The organism is Nocardia sp. NPDC020380 (assembly GCF_044386975.1).
Classification (GTDB): Bacteria; Actinomycetota; Actinomycetes; order Mycobacteriales; family Mycobacteriaceae; genus Nocardia.
This window is the reverse complement of the sequence record NZ_JBIRVQ010000007.1, coordinates 258,295-279,457: the sequence shown is the minus strand read 5'-3', so window position 1 is coordinate 279,457 and position 21,163 is coordinate 258,295. Positions and strand designations below refer to the sequence as shown.

The window sequence follows — 21,163 nt, the reverse complement described above, 5'->3', positions numbered from 1 at the left end:
GGGCGGCCTACTGCTGCGGCAGGCCCAGCCGCTGTCTGGACCAGTGCGGGACCAGCTCCAGATACTCGGGCCGGGACTCCACGAAATGGTGCACCATCGGGCACAACGGCAGGATGCCGAAGCCTTCGTCACGGGTCTGATCCAGCGCGCCCTGGACGATCTTGCGGCCGTAGCCCTGGCCCTCGTAGCGGGGATAGATCTCGGTGTGCACGAAGGCACGCTCGTTGGCGGTGTCCTGGTAGGCAGCGACACCGGCGAGATTTCCGTCGACGTACAGCTCGAAGCGATCCAGTTCTGGGTTCTTGCGGACCTCTATCGACTCACTCGACTCGCTCGACATGGGGTCGACGCTAGCTCGGCACGCCCAGCTATTTGTCCGTTTGGGGCGCACTTCACCCCGGGCGTGTCGCCGCTCCGGAAGTTGATCACACTGGAGAGGTGACCGAAGCGCGAACGCGCCGGGTGATTCTGGCCCCGGACAAATTCAAGGGATCACTCACGGCCGCCCAGGCGGCCGCCGCCCTGGCCGCCGGTATCCACCGCACCGCACCCGGCACCGAGCTGCGGCAACTCCCGGTGGCGGACGGCGGCGACGGCACCGTGGACGCCTTCCTCGCCGCCGGCTGGGAACGCGTGCCGGTGGACTCCTTCGGGCCCACCCTCGCCCCGGTCGAGACCGCCTACGCGGTGCGCGGCATCGACGCGGTCGTCGAACTCGCCGCGGTCAGCGGACTCGCGGAACTGCCCGGCGGGCAAGCGGATCCACTGCACGCCAGCACCTACGGCGTCGGCGACGTGATCGGCGACGCCCTGGACCGCGGCGCGCGGCACATCGTGCTCGGGCTCGGCGGCAGCGCCTCCACCGACGGCGGGGCCGGGCTGCTGCAGGCGCTCGGGCTGCGGATTCTCGATGCCGACGGGAACGAATTGCCTTGTGGCGGAGCGGCGCTCGCGCGGGCGGTGCGGGTGGATCGGTCCGGGTTGCATCCCGGACTCGCCGACGCGAAGATCACGCTCGCCAGCGATGTGGACAACCCGCTGCTCGGACCGAACGGGGCCGCGGCCGTGTACGGGCCGCAGAAGGGCGCGGACCCCGAACAGATCGCGACTCTGGAAGCGGCACTGAAGAATTGGGCCGCGGTGCTGGGACCCGAATGGGCCGACAAACCCGGTGCGGGTGCGGCCGGCGGCGCGGGGTTCGGCGCCATGGCCGCCCTCGGGGCGCGGGTGCGTTCCGGTATCGATGTGGTGCTGGACCTCATCGGATTCCGCGCCGAACTCGCGCACGCGGGCCTGGTCATCACCGGTGAGGGCTCGCTCGACGACCAGAGTCTGGCCGGGAAGGCCCCGCTCGGCGTCTGCCAGGCCGCGCAGGCGGCGGGCGTGCCGGTGATCGCCGTCGCCGGGCGGATCCGGCTCACTCCCGAACAGGTGACCGCCGCGGGTTTCGCCGCCGCCTACGCCCTGTCCGACCTCGAACCGGATCCGGCCCGCAGCATCGCCGCCGCCGGTGAGCTGCTGGAGCGCATCGGGGAAATCATTGCCGCACCGGACAATTCGATCAGACCGCCGGTGTGAGAGTCGCGGCCGCCAGCCGATCGCGGTGCTGCTCACCCCACTGCTCCAAGGGGCGTAGCGCCGCGTTCAGCTCCCGGCCGATCGGCGTGAGCGAATACTCCACGCGCGGCGGGACTTCCGGGTAGATCTCGCGGTGCACGATGCCGCTCGCCTCCAGCTGCCGCAGATTCTCGGCCAGGACCTTCTCGCTGACGCCGGTTAGTAGACGGCGGATCTGCCCGAAACGCTGCGGGCCCTCGCCCAGCACCCACATCAGGTGCAGCTTCCACTTGCCGCCCACGGCGTCGATGGCCACGGACATGCCGCACACCTGGTGAGCTGTGTCACTGCCGATACTCATCGCGACCTCCTGACCAGATTCCCAACCTTCAGGTAAGCAACCCCACTCGAACGTGCGGTCTTCCCGAGGTTACCGATGGGCACCGACCATTTACCCATGTCAGCAACGAAGCGATCAGTCACCGTCATCGGTCTCGGCCCCATGGGGCAGGCCATGGTCCGGGCCTTCCTGAAGGCCGGAGTCGCCGTCACCGTCTGGAACCGCAGTCCCGAAAAGGCCGAAGCCATGGTCGAACTCGGCGCCACCCGGGCGGGCACCGTGGCCGCGGCGCTGGATGCCAATGAGCTGGTGGTGCTCAGCCTCACCCACTACGACGCCATGTACACCGTGCTGGAGCCGGCCGCGGATCGGCTGCGCGGCAAGGTCATCGCGAACCTGTCCTCCGATTCGCCGGAGAAGGCCCGCCGCGGCGCGGCGTGGGTGCGGGAGCGGGGCGCCGAATTCCTCTCCGGCGGAGTCATGTCCGCGGGCGACAATATCGAGCACCCGGCCTCGTACATCTTCTACAGCGGCCCCCGCGAGGTCTTCGACGCGCACGCGGAACTGCTGCTACCGCTGAGCCCGCAGGAGTACCTGGGCGCGGACGACGGTCTGGCGCAGGTGTTCTACCAGGGCCTGCTCACCATCTTCCATCCCTGGCTGCTCGCCTTCGACCAGGCCACGGCCATGATCGAACGGGCGGGACACGATATCGCCCAATTCGTTCCGTTCGCGGTGCGGTCCAATGCCGCCTTCCCCTACTTCATGGAGCAGTTCTCTGTCGAGAACCAGCAGGGCGGCTGGGCCGACGTCCCCGGGCTACGCATGATGGACGCGGGCGCGCAGCACATCATCGACGCCAGCGAGGAGGTCGGCGTCGACGCCACCCTGTCGCACACCGCACAGGCGTTCTGGCGCAAGGCCGTTACCGCCAGCGCGGAGGCGGACAGGGCGGTATCGACCTACGAACTCATGCGCGGCTGAGCGGTCTCCGAAGCGCCGCGTGGCGCCGGCTCCGAACCGATGCGCGGGAAAGGGGCGATCGAGAAGATCACCTCCACCGTCACTTCGAAGTACTGGGCCAGGCGCAGCGCCAGGTGCAGGCTCGGACTGTATTCGCCGCGCTCCAGGTACCCGACCGTCTGATAGTGCACGCCCAGGGCCTCGGCCAGTTCCCGCCGCGAGATGCCGCGCTCGGCGCGCAGCATCGCGATCCGGTTGTAGATGACCTCAGTAGGCACGCTGCATGGCCTTCTCGCGGCGGGCCGCCACGACCGATCCGGACTCCCGGCGCGCCATCCGGCGCAGGAACACCGGCGCCAGCACCAGACCCAGCACCGCCCACACGCCCAGCACCCCGAAGGTCTCCAGATGCCGCCACGAATGCGTCAACTCCACCACCGCAGCGCTGTCCGGCAGCAGGGCCGACCGCATGCCCAGACCCAGCCAATAGATCGGGAACACCTGCGCTGTCACCTGCAGCCAGCCGGGCAGGCCGCTGATCGGATAGAAGATTCCGGAGATTGCCACGAGACCCATGATGGGGAACGAGACGAACCCGATATTGCGCGGGTTGCTGAACACCGACCCGATGATCGCGCCCAGCGGCAGCGTCGCCAGCAGGCCGAGGATCAGCATGGCGATCAGAATCGCCCAGGCGCCGACCGTATTCAGCTGTACCCCGCCGATGGCGGCGATGCCGAAGACGAGGACCAGCAGCACCTGTACCAGCGTCACACCCGACACCGCGACGATCTTGCCGATCAGATAGCCCAGCATCCCGTTCGGAGTCGCCTTGGCGCGCAACAGGGTTCCGTCCTCACGGTCCATCGCCAGGCCCTGCGCCATGCCGAACATGCCGGTGAACGCGATCAGCATGCCGAGCAGGCTGGGCAGCGCCAGCGAACCCAATCCCACACCGGTGCTCTGGAAATGACCGTTGCGCATGAAGAACACCGCGAGCACGCTGGCCACCGGCCAGAAGAACTGCGCGAAGATATCCATCCCATTGGTGAGGGTCTGCACCAGCTCGATCCGGCCGCGGCGGAAACCGGCCCGCGCCGACATGGTGAGCGGATTCGACCGCGTCATCGAAGTCACGGAATTCATCGCACGACCTCCTCGAGGCTACGCAGCTCGGTATCGCCCTGACCGGATTCGAACTGCTGCACCAGCGTCATATAGGTGTCCTCGAGCGAGGCGCGGCGCACCTCCAGCTCCGCGATGCCCGCGCCGTGCTGCTGGAACAGTTCGTAGACGTACTTGGTGGATTCGGTGGTGGTGTGCACGAAGCGCTGCCCGTCCAGCGTCCACTTCACCTCGGCCTCACCGGCAATGCGCCGCGACAGCTGATCGGCGGAACCGTCCGCGATGATGTGCCCGCCGGCCAGGATGAGGATGCGGTCGGCCAGCTTCTCCGCCTCGTCCAGATCGTGGGTGGTGAGCAGGATGGTGGTGTGGTCGTCGTCGGCGAGACGATGCACCAGATCATGGAATTCGCGCCGGGCCTGCGGATCGAAGCCGGCGGTCGGCTCGTCCAGGAACAGCAGCTCGGGGCGGCCGACAATGCCGATGGCTACGTCGAGACGGCGGCGCTGGCCGCCGGACAGGGTCATCACCTTGGCGTTCGCATGCTCGGTGAGGCCGACCGCGGCAATGAGTTCGTCCGTGTCCCACGGCCTTCGGATGGTCGCGCTGGAGTACGGCGCGTAGAACATGCCCAGGTAGTCGAGCAGTTCGTGGACGCGCCACTTGCCGTGATCGCGCCAGGACTGCAGCACCACGCCGAGGCGGGCTCGCCAGGCCTCGTCGCCGTGCGCGGGATCGGTGCCCAGCACCTCGACGCGGCCCGCGGAGCGCATGCGGAAGCCCTCGAGGATTTCGATGGTGGTGGTCTTCCCAGCCCCATTGGGGCCGAGCAGGACCAGCACTTCGCCCTTGCGGGCCTGAAAGGTGACGTCCTGCAGCACATCTCGGGTGCCGTACCGCATTCTCAGTCCCTCGACGTCGATGGCGACGTCTTCCCCGACCGTCATTTCTTCCCCTCCGTAGTGAAGATTCGATCGGATGTAGCATATCTACTACATTTTACGGCGACCAAGCTATTTTCCAACTCTCGGGAACCCTCAGGGGCAAGCCCCTGAAACCCCGACGAGCCGGGCGGATCCCCCCCAAAAAAAAGTCCGGCCCCGTGACCGTTAGGTCACGGGGCCGCTTTTTGTTCTGGAAGGGGCTTCAGCGCAAGCAGAGGAACTCTATGGCGGCCGCATAGCCTTGGATCCCCATGCCCGCGATCACCGCGGTGGCGATGGGGGAGACGTAGGAGTGGTGCCGGAACTCTTCGCGGGCATGCACATTGCTGATGTGCACCTCCACGATCGGCACCTCGGGGATCACCAGCGCGTCGCGCAGCGCTACCGAGGTGTGGGTCAGGCCGCCGGGGTTGATGACCAGTCCGGAGGCGACGCCGCGCGCCGCGTGGATCCGGTCGATCAGGGCGCCTTCGTGATTGGACTGGAAGTCCTCCACCTCGCGCCCGAACCGCGCCGCGGTCTTGCGGCACAGCTCCACCACATCGTCGAGGGTGTCGGCGCCGTACACCTCGGGCTGGCGGGTGCCCAGCATGTTCAGGTTCGGGCCGTTGAGCACCAGGATCGGACCGGAATCAGCCATGCTGGACACCCTAGTCCTACAGGCCCTGCGGTCCTTCGGAGCGCAGGTCGTCGACTTTGCGCATGGCGGAACGGAGTTCCTCCAGCCATTCCTCCGCGTGCTTGCCCGCCAGCCGGACCGTCCAGGCGAGGGCGTCGGAGCGGGAACGCGCCACGCCGGAATCGACGAGCGTGTCGAGTACCTTGCGCTCGGGCTGGCGCAATCGCGTCATGACCGGAACCGCAAGGTGGGTGAACATGATTCGTTCGCCGTCGGCGGTGATGCCCCAGGCCACATTGCGGCCGTAGCGGGCCTGCGCCTCCTGGGCGATCTGCATGCGCGCGGGGCGGGTGGACTCCCGGAATCGGGAGACGAGGCCCTCGACGGTGGCCTTGGGTACCTCGGCGGGCGGCGCGTCCTGCGGGGTGTCGGTGGTTTCCGCGGCCGCGGGTTCGGCTGCGGGAAGGGGTAGTTCGCCGATCACGACGATCTCGTCGCGATCGATCTCGAGGGTGGCGGGCCCGGTGAACCAGTCGGCTGGCAATCGGCCAGCGAACCAGTCGGCAGCATCCGCGGCGTCCGGCAGGTCGGCTTGCTGCCAGCCGCCGGGACGTCCGAAGCCGTGTCCGCGATGTCCGTGTCTCATCTCGATCACTCTCACTTACTGCATGGAGTTGTAATGCTGATTACAACGTTACGTCGATTCGCCACGGGTGGGTTCCGCTCTGGGAGAACGTGGTTCGGCCGCCGCGCCGGAATCGGCGCCCGAGGCTGTCACCTGCGCGAACCGGGCGGTCGGTGATGGCGCGAACGCGCCACGGTCTGTAACCGACCGGTGATCATGTAAGTGGTCACTGGTGACCGATTTCGGCACTATGGTGGAGCTCAGTGCAAGCACGCCTGATGGAAAGGGGACGCGGCGAGCAGTCGAAACGCGGTACCGTGGTCCTGTTGCTGATGTGGCAAGAGTGAAGAGTGGGCGATATGGATGTGTGGGGATCCCGCCGCTTCCGGGTCCGGGGAGCAATCGCACTCGCGGCCGTGGCGGCTGTGGCGATCGGGATGGGGTCGTGTGCGGTTCGCGACCGGAAGACCGGTGCGGAGGCCGTGGTCGAGGACTTCACCACAGCCATCGACAAGAGGGATTACGACGGCGCGGCACAGCTCACGTCGTACCCGAGCGGAGCCTCGGCAACGCTGAAGCAAGTCTTCGCCGGACTCGACCCGGGCAAACCCGACTACCACGTGACCCAGTACATCGGGCTGGACAACACCACCGGTCTGTTCAGCATGACCGGCGCCTGGAACTTCGGTGAGAACCGGAACTGGAAATACGATCTCCAGGGCACGGTCCGCAAACTCAGTGTCGGCTGGCGCATCTCATGGGATCCGACCGTGGTCATGCCGCAGCTGGACTCCAAGCACACCGTCAAACTCGTCAGCACCGAGGCCCTGCCCCCGCCGAAGGTCAACGACATCGTCGGCGCGCCGCTGCTGACCGAGCAGAACATCAACGTCATCGAGCTGGACCCGGCCAAGACCACCGACCCCGTCGCGTCCACCAATGCTCTCGCCGATGCCATCTCGCCGGTGGCGCCGCTCATCACCGGACCGTCACTGATGCAGCAGCTCTCGGCGTCGAAGGGCAAACCCATTACGGCAGTGGACCTGCGCGACGGCGACTTCGCGATTCTGCAACCGCGCATGGCGAACATCCCCGGCGTGGTCATGCTGCAGCAGCCCAAGCTGGTCGCCGCCGACCGGCGGGTCTGGTCGCCGCTGCTGGACGCGCTCACCAATGTCTGGAAGACCAACCGGGACCAGCACGCGGGTTGGGGCGTGCAGCTTTTCGAACCCGACGGCAAATTCGTCACCCAGCTCGCCGGCGAACAGGGCCCGCCCGGACCGGATATCGCCGCCACCATGGACCAGCGGCTGCAGCGCGCGGCCGAGGACGCCGTGGTGAGCGTCGGCACGGCCGCCTCCATCGTGGCCATTCAGCCGTCCTCGGGTGCGGTGGTCGCTGCCGCGCAGAACAATTACGCCAGCCAGGTCGGCGACAATGTGGCCTTCACCGGCACCTATCCGGTGGGCGGCTTGATCGAGCTGTTCAAGAATGTGGCCGCGGTGACCAAAAAGAAAGCGCCGCAGGACGTATCGGTCGGTGACGCCGCCGACGCGGCGAGCATGCTCGGCGTCGGCATCGACTTCAAGATCCCCGGCCTGGAAGAGACCACCGGCCGCCTGCCCACCGGCCAGAACGCCGCCGAGAACGTGGGCCGCGGCAATGCCGCCGACTCGCTGCAGGCCAGCCCCTGGGGCATGGCCATCGCCGCGGCCGCCGTCGCCAACGGCCAGGTCCCCAAGCCGATGATCACCATCGGCCAGCCCGCTACCACCGAAGCCGACCTCGCCGCCCTCCCCGGCGATGTCACCGACCGCCTCCGCGGCATGCTGCACGACGGCGCCGGCGCCCCCGAGAACGTCAGCCTCGCCCGCTACCAAGGAGTACAGGCCTACTCGGCCACCTCCGGCACCAACGGCTGGCTCATCGCCACCATGGGCGACCTCGCCTTCGCCATCCACATCGACTCCCCCGACGCAGGCGACGCCCCCGCCCGCATGGCAGCCCGCCTCCTCCGATCCCTCGCCAGCCCGGACGGCGCCTGACCAGCCGGGCAGGAACAGAGAACAACCCTGGCCCCGTCCAATTGGACGGGGCCAGGGCATTTCTGGAGTAGTCGTGGCCGCCGACGGGCGCGACGATGGCGGTCGACCCGGATTTGCTTGCAGCCGGCCACAAGCCGCGTCCTCAGCCCTTCGAGCCGCGGGCTGCGAGCCGCGGCCTGAGCTCAGTGCTGCAAGGCGCGGGCCTCTGGAGCAACCCGCACATCGTGCATCCGCGCACCGCAGGTGCGCGGATGCACTTTCCGCTCTGTCCCGAGGGTGTCGCGGCCTGGGAGATTCCGGGGCGGTAGCTCCGAGGAAGGTGGGTCCATCTCGAGAGTCGGGTGTCTTTGCACAGTGGGGTGGCCGGGGGCCGTTAACCTTTGGCCCGTGAAGAAACTGGTGCCGTTCGCCGTCGATGTCGTGCTCGTGGTGCTGTTCTGTGTGATCGGGCGCCGCAGCCACGACGAAGCGGTGGCGGCCGGGCTGTTGCGCACGGTGTGGCCGTTCGGCACCGGGTTGCTGCTGGGCTGGGTGATCGCCATCGCGGTCGCGTCCGGGCGTGAAGGGGTAAGCGCGGCAAAGCGTTTCGATGCGCGCGCGGTGTACCCGACCGGTGTCATCGTGTGGCTGAGCACCCTGATCGGTGGCATGCTGCTGCGCGTCGTCAGTGGTCAGGGCATCGCGTTCAGCTTCGTGCTGGTCGCGGCCACCGCGCTGGCCCTGTTTCTGCTGGGCTGGCGGGCCGCCGTCAAGGCGCTGCGCTGACCGCTGCGGTCAGGCCGTGGCCCCGCCCTCGGTGGGCGGCGTCGCCGGACGGCGGCGCTCGGCGACCAGCGGCGTACCGCGCTCCTCGAATTCCTTCTCGAACTCGTCATCGCCCGCCTGCGGCTTCCGGAACAGGAACAGGAAGACGATCCAGCCCATGATGGCCACCAGAATGAAGCTGACCAGGCGATAGAGGAACGCCGCCGCCACCGCCTGCGCGGCCGGCAGTCCCGCCGCGGCGCTCAGCGAATAGATCAGCGTCGCATCCACATAGACGATGCCGCCCGGCGCCAGCGGAATGGTGCCGACCGCCTTACCCGCCGCGAACGCCAGCATCAGCCCGGCCCAGCGCGGATCACCGCCGACCGCGTAGCAGGCCGCACCCAGGCAGGCCACGTCCGCGATCCGGTGGATCAGCGCCCACAGCGTCACCCACGCGCCGTCGCGGCGGCCCAGATCCACGGATTCCAGCTGGTCCAGGATCTCCGCGACCTTCGACATGCCGGTGTCCGCGGGCTTGTGCCGAATCTTGTTGATCCGGCCCAGGATTCGCCGCACCACCGCCTCGACACCGCCGGGATGCCGGGAAATGTAGTTGAAACCCCAGATCAGCAGCGCGACCGCGCCCAGCGTCAGGATCACCTTGGTGACGCCGACCCGCCCGCCGGCCAGCACGGTGCCGAACAGGCCGAGCAGCACCAGCCCGGTCGCCGCCACCACGCCGGACATGACCAGCTGCCAGGACGCCACGATCGGGCTCGCCCCCCAGCGCCGCATGTGCCGGTAGGTGAACGCGGTCGAGAACACCTGCCCCGCGGGCAGCGTCAGGGACATTCCGGTGGAGCCGTACACGACGGCCAGCGATTTCCGCGGGCTCACGTCGACGCCGCCGGCATGCAGCAGCTGTTTCTGAATCTGCCCGAATCCGCTCATGGAAACCACCTGCATGGCGATGCAGGCGGCGACCCAGCCCCAATGGATTTCCGTCAGGTTCTTCCAGGATTCGTGCAACCGGGGATATAGATAAACGCCTTCGGAAATCAAGAGCGCCAGCAGCGCGGCGCCGAGAACCCATTTGGCCCACCAGAACCTGCCACGGCGTGAGTTCTCCGCGGCCGGCGCAGGTTCACCGGCGAGCTCATGAGCCGTCACGAGGTCAGCCTAACGAACTCGCAACGGCCTCGTCTGCATCCGTCGGGTCGGTGGTTTCCCGGGGCCAGGCCAGCCGGGTTTTCCGGCGGCGTCCACGCAGCTGTACGTCTTCTCCGGTCTGCCAATGCCGCTGCTCTTCCTCGTCGGCGAAAAACAGTGCACTACTGGAGGTGAGGGTGCGTTCCGGCCGGTCTTTCGCCAGTTCGGTGAGGCGGGACGCCTCGTTCACCGGGTCACCGATGACGGTGTACTCGAATCGATTCGCACCACCGATATTTCCCGCCACCGCCAGGCCCGCGGATACCCCGATACCGATATCCAGGCCGGGCACCTCCCGCAGGGCTTCCCGCAGCTCACGGGCGGCGGCGAGGGCAGCGGTGGGCGCATCCGGCCGGTCCAGGGGCGCGCCGAAGATGGCGAGCGCGGCGTCACCCATGAATTTGTTGATGAGCCCGTGATGCCGGTCCACCACGTCGACGACCACGCGGAAGAACTCGTTGAGCAGGCTGACCACTTCGGTCGGCGGGCGTTCGGCCGCGGTCGCGGTGGAACCGACCATATCGACGAACAACACGGCCACGAATCGGGTTTCACCACCGAGTTCGGTGCCGTACTCCAGAGCGCGGCGCGCCACCTCTTCACCGACATGTTGGCCGAATAATTCCTGCAGTTCACGGCGTTTGGCCGCTTCGCCCATCATTCGGTTGAAGCCAACCTGCAGCAGCCCGATTTCGGAACCGTCGAATACCTCGACCTGCACATCCCGGGCGCCTTCCTGCACCCGATCGATGGCCTGGCTGAGCTGGCGGATCGGATCGGAAATAGAGGAACCCGTGAGCATGGAAAGGGCCAGCGCCTGCATGATCACCACACCGCACAGCAGCAGAATCGACACCGCCAGCGACTGAGCGGAAAACTGTACGCGCGAGGAAATCTGGGTGACGCACAGCAGCACTATGGCAATGGTCGGTGCGAAAGTGCCCATGCCCCAGGTCATCGCCATCCGGGTGCCGACACCGGGGGTCAGGGTGTGGTCGAAGGCGCCCGTGGTCAGCGCTTCCGCGGCGACCGGGCGCAGGATCCGCTCACCCAGCATGTAGGTGAAGCCGAAAACGATGGTGGCGGCCATGCATTCGGTGACGATCACCGCTGCCGCGAGTTCGGGGGCGCGCACGATGATCAGCGACGCCATCACCGCGCCGCCGATCAGCCACAACACCAGATGCACGATGGACTGTCGCAACGGTGCGTGCAGGGCGGCCATCTGCTCCTGCCGGCTCGGCGGGCCGCCGCGCATCTGCCAGCGCATGACCGGCCGCAGCATGAGCGCCGACGAGGTCACGCTCATCAGGCCGCCGATGAAGAACACCAGGAACGGGATCAGCAGCCCGGTCTGGCGGCTCGCGCTGGAACTGCCCTCCGGCACCGGCAGCCCGTATTGAATGAACGCCCACACCAGGACAGCGCCGAACGCGTTGGCCGCGAGCATCGAAGCTAGGTACAGCGGCCAGCGAGTTTGCATGGTCTGTTTGACCGCTTCCAAGGGCGCTGACACGCTCACCAATCTAGCGTCACTCCCCCGCCTCCCCGCACCTTCAGCGCCCGGCTCGGGAGCCGTCGACCGTAGCGCATGCGGGCCGGCGGCCGGGTGCCGACCCGATTTCGGGCGTCCCCCGGTGAGTTACCCGCACCTTGCGAGATCAGCTGTTACGTTCCACGCACCGGCGCGCGGGCACCGCATCGACGCGGCGTGACCCAGTAGGCTCGCTGGCGTGAGCGAGGGACAGGCCGGGCCCGGCCCCGGCGGCAAGGCCGGCTGGACGCGAAATCAGGACGCCGCGGCCGTGACTCCACTGGTGCGGCAGACCGCGGAATGGTCGTGGCGACTGCTGCTCATCCTGGCCGCGGGCCTGGCACTGGCCTATCTGGCGGAGAAACTCGCCACCGTCACCATTCCGATTTCGATCGCGCTGCTGGGTGCGGCGCTGCTGTCGCCGCTGGTGGATTTCCTGCAGCGACTGGGGGTGCCGCGGGCGATCGGCGTGTTCGTGGCGCTGGTGGGCTCGCTGGGGTTGCTCGCCGGGATCATGACCTTCGTCATCGAGCAGTTCGTGAACGGTGTGCCGCAGCTGTCGGACGAGTTCAAGACCTCGATCACCAAGATCCAGAACTGGCTGATCAACGGCCCGCTGCATCTCAGCAACGAGCAGATCCGCAATGCCGGCGACACCATCGTCAAGACCATCGAGAAGAATCAGGACTCGCTGACCAGCGGCGCGCTCACCACCGCCACGGTCATCGGCGAATTCTTCACCGGCGCCTTCCTGACCTTGTTCATCCTGATCTTCTTCCTCTACGGCGGGGATCAGATCTGGAACTTCATCACCAAGATCATCCCCAGCAAGGAGCGCGAACGCGTCCGCACCGCGGGGCGGCTCGGCTTCGGAACGCTCACCGGGTTCGTGCGCGCCACCGTCATGGTGGCCGGGGTGGACGCCATCGGCATCGGCGCGGGCCTGGCCATTCTCAATGTGCCGCTGGCCCTTCCGCTGGCCTCGCTGGTGTTCATCGGCGCCTTCATCCCGATCATCGGTTCCTTCATCGCCGGATCGGTGGCCGTGTTCATCGCGCTCATGACCAAGGGCCTGGTGACCGCGCTGATCGTGCTGGGCATCACCATCGCCGTCATGCAGCTGGAAGGCCATGTGCTGCAACCACTGCTGATGGGCCGCGCGGTGCGGATCCATCCGCTGGCCGTGGTGCTCGCCATCGCCACCGGCGTGGTGCTGGCCGGCCTGGTCGGTGGTCTGCTGGCCGTGCCGTTCGTGGCCGTCATCAATACCGCCGTCCGGTCGCTGATCGCCGATTCGCCGCAGGAGCGGTACCAGGAACTGCACACCGGGCATCCGGACGAACCCATGTACGCGGCCGAACCCGACGCCGACCCGAGTCCCGGCCGCTTCGACGCACCCGACCCCGCAGGCCGGACCAACAACGCGCCCGCAACCGGAAACCACCGGGCCGAGCCGCCGAAGCCGTCCGGTGACGCCGCGGACTGACCCCGGCCCGCCCGCCGAACCCGACCCGGACGCCGCCGCCACCGCGCCACTGTGGCGGGCCGTCCAGGCCTTCCGGCTGGTCACGCTGCTGTACGCGGTGGGCCAGCAGGTCGCGTCGGTACCGCATTACACCGACCAGCGGCTCAGCTGGGTGCTGATCGCGCTCATGGCCGTATGGTCCGGAGTGTCGGCGGTGTTGTTGTCGCAGTGGCGGATCCAGCATTCGCCCCGCATCCGCACCGCGGTGGTGCTCGGTGATCACGTGGTAGTTATCGCGCTGATCTTCGCGACCCGGCTGATCGCGAATTACGACTGGTATCACGGGCATCAGACCCTGCCGACCACGCTGTGGGCGGCCAATGCCGTTGTGTCGGCGGCGATTCTGTGGGGACCGCTGGGCGGTGTCTGCTCCGGGCTGCTCATTGCCGCGGCCGTCGTCACCACCCGCGAACAATGGGACTTCGACGTGTGGCGCGACGCCACCGCACCCGTGCTGATCTCGGTCGGCTTGGCACTGGGACTGGCCGCGAACACCGCGCGACGCGCTCAGCAGCAACTACAGCGCGCGGTGCGGCTCACCGCCGCCGCGCAGGAGCGGGAGCGGCTGGCGCGGCAGGTCCACGACGGAGTCCTGCAGGTACTCAGCTACATCAAGCGGCGCGGTACCGAAATCGGCGGACCCACAGCCGAACTCGCGCAACAGGCCGGCGAACAAGAGGTCGCCCTGCGCGTCCTCATCTCCGAACAGGGCGAACGCGCCGACGCCGGCGGTCCCGAACAGGACCTGCGGCCGCTGCTGACCGCGCAGGCCACCCCCATCGTCTTCATCTCCACTCCTGGCGATCCGGTGCCCCTCGGCCATTGGGAGGCCCGCGAACTGTCGGCCGCCGTCGCCGCCGCACTCGCCAATGTCGTCCAGCATGCCGGTCCGGGTGCGAAAGCCTATGTGCTGCTGGAGGACACCGGAGACGAACTGATCGTCAGCGTCCGCGACGACGGTCCCGGAATCGCCCCCGGACGGCTCGCCGAGGCCGAAGGCCAAGGGCGCATGGGTGTTTCACGCTCCATCGTCGGCCGCATCGCCGCCCTCGGCGGGTCGGCGCACCTGCTGTTCGAGGCGCCCGGCGGGGAGACGGTCGAGGAAGGACCCGGTGCGGAGTGGGAATTCCGGGTGCCGAGGCCGCCGCGCCGCGAGACCGATCCGCCGCGCCGCTGGACCTGACACACGCCGCTGGCACCGACAATGGAATGACCGACACGGAATGACCGAACGGAAGGAGGCCGAGATGTCCGAAACCGGGGCGGAGCAGCGGATTTCGATCATGGTGGTCGACGATCACCCGATCTGGCGGGACGGCGTCGCCCGCGATCTGGCCGAGGCCGGCTTCGAGGTGGTCGCCACCGCCGACGGCGTCGGCGCCGCCGGTCGCCGCGCGGCGGCCGTGCAACCCGCGGTCGTCCTGATGGATATGCAACTCCCCGACGGCAACGGCGCCGACGCCACCGCGGAAGTCCTGCGCGTCTCACCGCGCACCCGCGTGCTGGTGCTTTCCGCCTCCGCCGAACGCGACGATGTGCTCGACGCCATCAAGGCCGGCGCCACCGGCTATCTGGTGAAGAGCGCCTCCGCGACCGAACTCGCCGATGCCGTCCGCGCCACCGCCGCCGGTCAAGCCGTCTTCACCCCGGGCCTCGCCGGTCTGGTGCTCGGCGAGTACCGCCGCATCGCCAACACCCCGCCCGACCAGGACGAACCTCACCGCCCGGCCCTCACCGACCGGGAGACCGAGGTGCTGCGCATGGTCGCGAAGGGCTTGTCCGCCAAGCAGATCGCGACCCGCCTCCAGCTCAGCCATCGCACGGTGGAGAACCATGTGCAGTCCACGCTGCGCAAACTGCAGCTCGCCAATCGCGTCGAACTGACCCGGTATGCGATCGAGCAGGGCCTCGAATAGCCGCTATGGACGTGTAACTATTCCTGGAATGCCTTGTGCCAGTGGGCGTGTGCTATCGGGAATGGCCTGGCGTTGTGTCTCGGCGGATTTCGACAGGCCGCGGAAGAGATAAGGATCGTCGGGACAGCATGTGACTGGTTCGTTGGGGAACAGTCTGTGCGCTAGGTGATCTTGGCTAACATCGGTTTTTGTCGGTGCGGTGTGCGAGGGTCATGGATAGGCCCCGGCGCCGGTCATCATTTGTTGTTGCCGCTCCCACAGGGGTGCGGGTGCGGACTCGTCTGCATCTCGCACCCGAGGAATCCGCCGTGTTGACCGAGATCGGCGAGTTCAACGGCCGACTGTATCGCCGTGAACTGGCTGGGAGAATTGCGGAGGGAAAGCTGGACCGTAAGGGGTTCTCCGAGTATCGCGCAGAGCGCAAACGTGCGCTGACCGCAGACACCTCGTCACGGTGGGCAGGGACGATCACCCGCTCGGTGGAGGACCAGTACCAGTTGGGGTTGCGTGCGCTAGACGCGCATGCGCGCAGCCTTGACGACGCGGTCGCGGTGGTCTCGGCGCGGTGTGCCCTGGCACCAGGTGAACGTAACGGCAAAATCGTCGGCTACCGCAATAAAGCCGAACGATTTCAGAAGACTCGTCGTCTGGCAGCGTTGCGAGATCGCGCCGAATGGGTGCGCGACCGGTTGGCGGCGGCGTGCCCTTCGATCGCGGTAGGCGGTAAGCGGTTATGGCGCAACCGTAACCACCTGAATGTAGCCGGCCTCACCGAACCGCAGTGGCGGCAGCAATGGGATGCGGCGCGCATGTTCCTGACCGCGGACGGTGAAACCGGCAAAGCTGGCGGCAACGAAACCATCCGTGTCCTACCGGGTACCGGGCAGTTGCGGATCAAAGTGCCGGCCGCGCTTGCTGATCGGTTCGGCACCCATCTCACCATCGCCGAGCCGGTCGTCTTTCATCATCGCGGCCGACAATGGAACGACCGCGTCCACACCAATCGGGCTGTCCGGTATGACATCTCCTACGACCCGGCGCGGAGACGCTGGTACCTGGACGCCTCGTGGGTTGTCGAACCCCCAGTGCAGATTCCGCTCACCGCGATCCGTGCCGGTCGGGTGCTGGGGGTGGATCTGAACGACGGCCACCTCGCCACCAGCATCGTCGATCCCTGCGGCAATCCTGTCGGTGGGCCGGGCACGATCGAGATCGCGGCCCGAGGGCTGCCGGCGGCGCGACGTGACGGCCGGGTACAGGCCGCGATCACGGCACTGCTCGACATGGCTGAACACGGCGGCTGTACGGCGATCGTGATCGAGAACCTCAACTTCGGCGATGCCCGAGCCACCGGCCGGGAAACCATGGGACGGGGTCGGCGCGGCAAACGATTCCGGCGAGTAGTCGCCGGAATCCCCACCGCGAAGTTCCGGGAACGGTTGCGCGGCATGGCTACACAGCGCGGCATCGCTGTGGTCGCGGTCGATCCGGCCTACACCAGCAAAGCGGGCGGGAAACACTGGCGTCAACCCTTGCAGGAGCGAATGAAGACTTCCGATCGCGTAGTCACCGTCCATCACGGGGCGGCTGTCGCGATCGGTCGACGCGGACTCGGATTGAGGCTGTCGCGTCATTCGAATGGTCCCCGTCACGCACAGCGGAGTGTGATGGGCCAACCCTCGAGCCTGGCGACAACATCGAAACGAGACCGTGTGGCGTGTGGGAAGCCCTGCTCCACCCTCAGCCCCCACGGGGAGCTGAACCGGTTCGGCAGCAAGCACCGCACACCCGTGGCCACGACCGTTCGGGCCACAATCGAGCGATATGACCTATCGCTCACCGATTAGGAACGGTGGATCAGGGATTGCCCTGATGTGCGCGGGCGGATCGGCTGGTTAGCCTCGATGTATGGGAGGATCTGAAGCCATTCCCGCGGTCGAGACCGGTGCGCCTGCCGTGATCGGCGACCGCGATCTGCGGGTATCGGATGTGGAACGCGAACACGTCGGCCGGCTGCTGCAGCGCGCTGTGGGGCTCGGCATGTTGTCGCTGGGCGAATTCACCGAACGTATGGACACCGCTTTGGCGTCCAAGACGCGCGGGGAACTGAATTCGGTCCTGGTCGATCTGCCCGGTATCCGGCTTGCCGGGCAGCCTGCGCCGCCGCCCCCGCGGTACGTGCATGCGCAGCGGATGCCGGTGCAGCAGTCCGGTCCCGGCAATCTCATTCGCGCGCGGATGTCGAGCATCACTCGTAAGGGCAGTTGGCAGGTGCCGCCGACGCTGTATCTCGACAATCGGATGGCGCATGTGGAGTTGGACTTCACCCAGGCCATCATGTCGACGCAGGTGGTCGAGTTGCGGGTGGAGGACAAGTTCAGTCACATCGAACTGATCGTGCCCGCGGAGGCCACCGTCGATATGAACGGCCTGGACCTGATCGGTTCCAGCATCGACAACAAGGTCCGCACCGGTCCGCCCATCGGACCCCTGCACCTGGTGCTGGTCGGGAATCTCCGGTTCAGTTCGGTCACCGCGAAGCATCCGTTCGGTACGCATTGGCGGCGCTTCCTCAACGGTGCGTGACCGTACCGGGAAGTGAAACGGCACCGGCGTCAATCGGTTTCAGCCGGTATCGTCACGGCATGGCGGTTGACGGCGCGGCAGACACGATTCCGGAATCCCTCTTCCGCACCGGCCGCGGCGAACCCCTCCTGTTGCTGCACGGCGCCCTGCTGACCTGGGAATCCTGGATTCCGGTCCTCGACGACCTGGCCGCCGACTACAGCATTCTCGCGCCCACCTTCCCCGGCCACCGGGGCGGACCCGAACCCGCGCAGCGGCCCGCCGTCTTCACCAGCCTCGTCGACCACTGTGAGCGGCTCCTCGACGAATCCGATTGGCCCACCGCCCATATCGCGGGTAACTCGATCGGCGGCTGGGTGGCCTTCGAACTCGCGGCCCGCGGTCGTGCCCGATCGGTCACCGCCATCGCCCCCGCCGGCCTCTGGCGCACCCCCGACTCGGCGGGCGCACTGCTCCGCAAGTTCCGCACCTTCGGCCCCCTCCTCGGACTCGGCGCCGACCGCACCCCCGCCGTGCCCGGCATGCTGCGCAGCCTCCTCCTCCCGCTGCTCGCCCACCGCCCCGCCGCGGTCCCCAACCAGCTGGCCAAGGCCATGGCCGCCGCCGTCAGCTACTGCACCGTCACCGACGACCTGGCCGAAGACCCTTTCCTCCCAACAGGTTTCGACCTGTCGACCCTCGACGTCCCCACAACGATCCTCCTCCCCGGCCACGACCGAGTCCTCCCACCCCACATCTACGCCCCCCTCACCCCCACCCCCCTCATCGAAATCCACCCCCTCCCCGACACCGGCCACATCCCCATGCTCGAGGCCCCCGCCCCCATCACCACCGCCATCCGCGCCACCATCGCCCGCGCAAACGCCTCCCCAAAGCCCTGACCGGGGCTTCACCCCGCCCGACTCGGGTAGGAATCGCCGCCCCCGCGAGTGTTTCTACTCAAGACCGACGGCAGCCCCCGCCGAAGGATGGCGGGTATGAATCTCGCCATCGATCCTCGGCTGATCGCCAGACTGTCGAAAGAATTCGGCTCGCTCAGCGAGCAGATGGGCACCCTCGGCCGCGACCTCGAAGTACTCCGCTGCCAGGTCATCGCAACCCAGACCCCGCAGCCCGCGGCCATCCCGCCACAAATCCCGGCCACACCGTCCGCCGTCGCCAACCCGACGGCGGGCGGCGGCATGTCGGAATCGGCCGCCACCGCCGCGGTCTCGCCCGCTCCTCCTGCCGGGCAGCCCATATGGCCTGGCACGGGAGCCGTGCAGTCCGGCGGAGCAGCGGCGCAGTACGCCGCGGGTACGCAGCCGCCGTCGCCGGGAATGCCTGCGGCGGGGGTGAAGTCGGCTCCGCTCGGAGGGGAAGCGGAGGCGGCAGCCACTGCCGCGGTTCCGCCCGTCACCGCCGCGGTTCCGCCCGCCGCACTACCTTCAGGGGCGATTGCTGGAGTGGGCGCGCCTATTGCGCCGCCCGCCGCCGGTTATTCGTCGCCCGTTCCTCGAGTGGGGCAGACTGCGTGGCCTGCTGCGGGAGCCGTGCAATCCGGTGGAGGAGCGGCGCAGTCGGCTGCGGGTGCACAGCCGCCGGGGCAGTCCCGGCCGACTCCTGGTGTGGCGTATGGGGTTCCGGGTGCGGGGGATGTGCGGACAGGGTGGATGAACGCTGGAAGTCCCGGGTATGTGGGTATGCCGCCGTTGCCGGTGCAGCGGCGGATGCCGGGGCGGGCGCCGCGGGTGCCGTGGTGGCAGCGGGAAGGGGTGATCAGCCGGGTGCTGGCGGTGGCCGGGGTGGGGGTCACGCTCATCGGGGTGGTGATGTTGCTGGTGCTGGCGGCGCAGGCGGGGTTGTTCGGGGCGGTGCCGAGAGTTGTTGCGGGGGCCTTGTTCTCGGCTGGGCTGGTGGCGGTCGGGGCTCGGGTGCACGGGCGGGTCGGGGGACAGGTGGGGGCCATTGCGCTGGCGGCTACGGGTATCGCTGGGGGATATCTGGATGTCGTTGCGGTGACCACGATTTATGGGTGGCTGCCGCCGGCGGTGGGGTATGGGGTCGCGTTGGGGATCGCCGCGGGTGGGGTGGCGCTGGCGTTGCAGTGGCGGTCGCAGGCGCTGGCGGTGCTCGTGCTGTCGGGGGCGGCGATGCTCGCTCCGGTGGTGACCACCGATGTGGTGCTGCTCGGGTTCCTGATCGTGCTGCAGATCGCGGCGCTGCCTGTGCAATTGGGGCGGGACTGGCCGTACCTGCATGTGGTGCGGACGGTTCCGGCGGTGCTCGCGACGCTGGGCGCGGTGGCGGGCACGGCGCTGGCGGCGTCGGGCGGGCACCGGTATGAGGTGCTGACTGCCGCGATTGTCATTGCGGCGGTGGGGCTCTCGGGTGCGGTGCTGGTGGGGCGACAGCGGGCGGGCGATGTGGTCGGGAGCGTGGTCTGCGGCGCGGCAACCGTTCCGCTGCTCGCCGCATCGGTCATGTTCGAGCGGGGGCCGGCGGTGATGATCAATGCCGTGTTCGCGGCGGTGCTGCTGGGGATCGCGGTTGTGCCGTGGTTGCCGAAAGTCGGTGCACGGGCGCGTATTCCCGCGCATCTCGCGGTGGTGACCGCTGTCGCCGGAGCGTGCGCGCTCCTGGAGGCGTGCGTCGCGGCCACCCGGGTGCAGACGTTGCCGATCGCATTGTTCCTGGTGGCGATGGGATTCCTGGCGGTCGGCGGGCAGCAGCGGTCGCGGATGGCGGCGGGTATCGGAGGGGTATTCGCGGCGATCGGTGCGCTGGCCTTCGCAGTCGATGCCGCCCCGGCGACTCTCGCCGATGAAGGGTCTGCTGCTGCGCACCTGGGCATTTCGACTGCTCTCGCTGCCGTTGCCGGGCTGGGTGTGGTCGCGCTCGCGGTGTGGGTCGCGCGTCGGCTCGGGCTCATGGAGCGGGAGGGCGAGGCCACGACTGTCGTGGTGATCGCCGGACTCTTCGGCCTGTACGCCATGACGGCGCTGACCGTATCGCTCGGCGTGGCGGCCGGTGGCCGGGACGGGTTCCTCGCCGGGCACGGCATTGCCACCATGGCGTGGATGGCGGCCGCGACCACCTCATTGCTCTTCGGCCTACGCAGGCTCACTCGCACACCGCAATCGGCGAAGGTGGCGCTCGCCGCTGGGCTGCTACTGACAGCCGCCGCGCTGGCGAAGCTGTTCCTCTTCGACCTCGCCACCCTCGACGGACTGGTGCGGGCGGCGGCCTTCCTGGTGGTGGGTGTCCTGCTGCTGGTGGTCGGCACCCGCTACGCCCGGGTCTTCGCCGAGACGGCTGAGCGGAGCGCGCCCACCCACTGAGCCCGGACGGTGGCACGAGATCGCTGCTAGGAAGGGCCTCCCGCTGAGGGAAAGTCGATGAGAAAGGTGAACGCCCGGCCGGAAATCCGGCCGGGCGTTCACCTTTCG

General features: G+C 68.0%; 20 protein-coding genes. 11 read left to right on the top strand and 9 right to left on the bottom strand.

Annotated features, from left to right (window positions below):
- Positions 1 to 7 precede the first annotated feature (7 nt).
- On the bottom strand, positions 8 to 340 hold the full coding sequence (locus tag ACH438_RS20900; protein WP_397007586.1) for a GNAT family N-acetyltransferase: 333 nt from the start codon (positions 338 to 340) through the stop codon (positions 8 to 10).
- Between the two features lie 98 nt (positions 341 to 438).
- Here ACH438_RS20900 and ACH438_RS20895 point away from each other — a divergent pair, with 98 nt between their 5' ends.
- Positions 439 to 1,578 carry a glycerate kinase gene (locus ACH438_RS20895; RefSeq protein WP_397007584.1) on the top strand — a complete coding sequence of 380 codons (1,140 nt, stop codon included), beginning with the start codon at positions 439 to 441 and terminating at the stop codon, positions 1,576 to 1,578.
- Here the strand turns inward: ACH438_RS20895 and ACH438_RS20890 are convergent.
- Positions 1,562 to 1,918, bottom strand: a complete 357-nt coding sequence (locus ACH438_RS20890) for a winged helix-turn-helix transcriptional regulator (RefSeq protein WP_397007582.1) — start codon at positions 1,916 to 1,918, stop codon at positions 1,562 to 1,564. The two genes, ACH438_RS20895 and ACH438_RS20890, sit on opposite strands and share 17 nt — an antisense overlap.
- A gap of 96 nt (positions 1,919 to 2,014) precedes the next feature.
- On the opposite strand from ACH438_RS20890, the gene ACH438_RS20885 reads away from it, so the two are divergent.
- On the top strand, positions 2,015 to 2,881 hold the full coding sequence (locus ACH438_RS20885; protein ID WP_397007580.1) for an NAD(P)-dependent oxidoreductase: 867 nt from the start codon (positions 2,015 to 2,017) through the stop codon (positions 2,879 to 2,881).
- On the opposite strand, the gene ACH438_RS20880 is transcribed toward ACH438_RS20885, so the two are convergent.
- The 5 genes from ACH438_RS20880 to ACH438_RS20860 all read right to left on the bottom strand — a co-directional run bounded on the left by ACH438_RS20880 (position 2,860) and on the right by ACH438_RS20860 (position 6,194).
- Positions 2,860 to 3,138 (bottom strand): helix-turn-helix transcriptional regulator, encoded by a 279-nt coding sequence (locus tag ACH438_RS20880; protein WP_397007578.1) that lies wholly within the window; start codon positions 3,136 to 3,138, stop codon positions 2,860 to 2,862. The genes ACH438_RS20885 and ACH438_RS20880 overlap by 22 nt on opposite strands.
- A complete protein-coding gene (locus ACH438_RS20875) occupies positions 3,128 to 4,006 on the bottom strand; it encodes an ABC transporter permease (protein WP_397007576.1) in 879 nt (292 codons plus the stop codon). Before ACH438_RS20875 ends, ACH438_RS20880 begins: the two co-directional genes overlap by 11 nt.
- Complete coding sequence (locus tag ACH438_RS20870) at positions 4,003 to 4,932, bottom strand: ABC transporter ATP-binding protein (protein ID WP_397007574.1); 930 nt, start codon at positions 4,930 to 4,932, stop codon at positions 4,003 to 4,005. Before ACH438_RS20870 ends, ACH438_RS20875 begins: the two co-directional genes overlap by 4 nt.
- Before the next feature lie 199 nt (positions 4,933 to 5,131).
- The gene (gene aroQ / locus ACH438_RS20865) at positions 5,132 to 5,569 is read right to left on the bottom strand and encodes a type II 3-dehydroquinate dehydratase (RefSeq protein WP_397007572.1); all 438 of its coding nucleotides are present in this window, start codon (positions 5,567 to 5,569) and stop codon (positions 5,132 to 5,134) included.
- 16 nt (positions 5,570 to 5,585) lie between these two features.
- Positions 5,586 to 6,194, bottom strand: a complete 609-nt coding sequence (locus ACH438_RS20860) for a hypothetical protein (RefSeq protein ID WP_397007570.1) — start codon at positions 6,192 to 6,194, stop codon at positions 5,586 to 5,588.
- A gap of 338 nt (positions 6,195 to 6,532) precedes the next feature.
- Between ACH438_RS20860 and ACH438_RS20855 the strand changes: the two genes are divergently transcribed.
- Positions 6,533 to 8,218: an NTF2-like N-terminal transpeptidase domain-containing protein gene (locus ACH438_RS20855; protein ID WP_397007568.1), complete on the top strand. Its 1,686-nt coding sequence runs from the start codon at positions 6,533 to 6,535 to the stop codon at positions 8,216 to 8,218.
- Positions 8,219 to 8,605: 387 nt separating this feature from the next.
- Positions 8,606 to 8,983, top strand: a complete 378-nt coding sequence (locus ACH438_RS20850; RefSeq protein WP_397007566.1) for a DUF3054 domain-containing protein — start codon at positions 8,606 to 8,608, stop codon at positions 8,981 to 8,983.
- Between the two features lie 9 nt (positions 8,984 to 8,992).
- Here the strand turns inward: ACH438_RS20850 and ACH438_RS20845 are convergent, their stop codons facing one another.
- Together ACH438_RS20845 and ACH438_RS20840 are read right to left on the bottom strand one after the other, a co-directional pair.
- Positions 8,993 to 10,135, bottom strand: a complete 1,143-nt coding sequence (locus ACH438_RS20845; protein ID WP_397007564.1) for a YbhN family protein — start codon at positions 10,133 to 10,135, stop codon at positions 8,993 to 8,995.
- A gap of 4 nt (positions 10,136 to 10,139) precedes the next feature.
- A complete protein-coding gene (locus tag ACH438_RS20840; protein WP_397008208.1) occupies positions 10,140 to 11,657 on the bottom strand; it encodes an adenylate/guanylate cyclase domain-containing protein in 1,518 nt (505 codons plus the stop codon).
- A 322-nt stretch (positions 11,658 to 11,979) separates the two neighbouring features.
- Between ACH438_RS20840 and ACH438_RS20835 the strand changes: the two genes are divergently transcribed.
- The 7 genes from ACH438_RS20835 to ACH438_RS20805 all read left to right on the top strand — a co-directional run bounded on the left by ACH438_RS20835 (position 11,980) and on the right by ACH438_RS20805 (position 21,055).
- The gene (locus ACH438_RS20835; protein ID WP_397008206.1) at positions 11,980 to 13,194 is read left to right on the top strand and encodes an AI-2E family transporter; all 1,215 of its coding nucleotides are present in this window, start codon (positions 11,980 to 11,982) and stop codon (positions 13,192 to 13,194) included.
- Positions 13,178 to 14,416 carry a MacS family sensor histidine kinase gene (gene macS / locus ACH438_RS20830; RefSeq protein WP_397007562.1) on the top strand — a complete coding sequence of 413 codons (1,239 nt, stop codon included), beginning with the start codon at positions 13,178 to 13,180 and terminating at the stop codon, positions 14,414 to 14,416. The genes ACH438_RS20835 and macS overlap by 17 nt, the downstream gene beginning before the upstream one ends.
- A 64-nt stretch (positions 14,417 to 14,480) precedes the next feature.
- The gene (locus ACH438_RS20825) at positions 14,481 to 15,149 is read left to right on the top strand and encodes a response regulator (protein WP_397007560.1); all 669 of its coding nucleotides are present in this window, start codon (positions 14,481 to 14,483) and stop codon (positions 15,147 to 15,149) included.
- Positions 15,150 to 15,418: 269 nt separating this feature from the next.
- Complete coding sequence (locus ACH438_RS20820) at positions 15,419 to 16,996, top strand: hypothetical protein (RefSeq protein WP_397007558.1); 1,578 nt, start codon at positions 15,419 to 15,421, stop codon at positions 16,994 to 16,996.
- Between the two features lie 112 nt (positions 16,997 to 17,108).
- Complete coding sequence (locus ACH438_RS20815) at positions 17,109 to 17,735, top strand: DUF1707 domain-containing protein (RefSeq protein WP_397008204.1); 627 nt, start codon at positions 17,109 to 17,111, stop codon at positions 17,733 to 17,735.
- A 59-nt stretch (positions 17,736 to 17,794) separates the two neighbouring features.
- Positions 17,795 to 18,616 (top strand): alpha/beta fold hydrolase, encoded by an 822-nt coding sequence (locus ACH438_RS20810; RefSeq protein ID WP_397007556.1) that lies wholly within the window; start codon positions 17,795 to 17,797, stop codon positions 18,614 to 18,616.
- Positions 18,617 to 18,712: 96 nt separating this feature from the next.
- On the top strand, positions 18,713 to 21,055 hold the full coding sequence (locus ACH438_RS20805; RefSeq protein ID WP_397007554.1) for a DUF2339 domain-containing protein: 2,343 nt from the start codon (positions 18,713 to 18,715) through the stop codon (positions 21,053 to 21,055).
- Positions 21,056 to 21,163: the final 108 nt, after the last annotated feature.

Coding starts and splice junctions, on each gene's coding strand:
- ACH438_RS20900 (WP_397007586.1), bottom strand. CDS start 340: ATGTCGAGCGAGTCGAGTGAGTCGATAGAGGTCCGCAAGAACCCAGAA.
- ACH438_RS20870 (WP_397007574.1), bottom strand. CDS start 4,932: ATGACGGTCGGGGAAGACGTCGCCATCGACGTCGAGGGACTGAGAATG.
- ACH438_RS20805 (WP_397007554.1), top strand. CDS start 18,713: ATGAATCTCGCCATCGATCCTCGGCTGATCGCCAGACTGTCGAAAGAA.
- ACH438_RS20840 (WP_397008208.1), bottom strand. CDS start 11,657: ATGCAAACTCGCTGGCCGCTGTACCTAGCTTCGATGCTCGCGGCCAAC.
- ACH438_RS20875 (WP_397007576.1), bottom strand. CDS start 4,006: ATGAATTCCGTGACTTCGATGACGCGGTCGAATCCGCTCACCATGTCG.
- ACH438_RS20885 (WP_397007580.1), top strand. CDS start 2,015: ATGTCAGCAACGAAGCGATCAGTCACCGTCATCGGTCTCGGCCCCATG.
- aroQ (WP_397007572.1), bottom strand. CDS start 5,569: ATGGCTGATTCCGGTCCGATCCTGGTGCTCAACGGCCCGAACCTGAAC.
- ACH438_RS20860 (WP_397007570.1), bottom strand. CDS start 6,194: ATGAGACACGGACATCGCGGACACGGCTTCGGACGTCCCGGCGGCTGG.
- ACH438_RS20810 (WP_397007556.1), top strand. CDS start 17,795: ATGGCGGTTGACGGCGCGGCAGACACGATTCCGGAATCCCTCTTCCGC.
- ACH438_RS20825 (WP_397007560.1), top strand. CDS start 14,481: ATGTCCGAAACCGGGGCGGAGCAGCGGATTTCGATCATGGTGGTCGAC.
- ACH438_RS20890 (WP_397007582.1), bottom strand. CDS start 1,918: ATGAGTATCGGCAGTGACACAGCTCACCAGGTGTGCGGCATGTCCGTG.
- ACH438_RS20855 (WP_397007568.1), top strand. CDS start 6,533: ATGGATGTGTGGGGATCCCGCCGCTTCCGGGTCCGGGGAGCAATCGCA.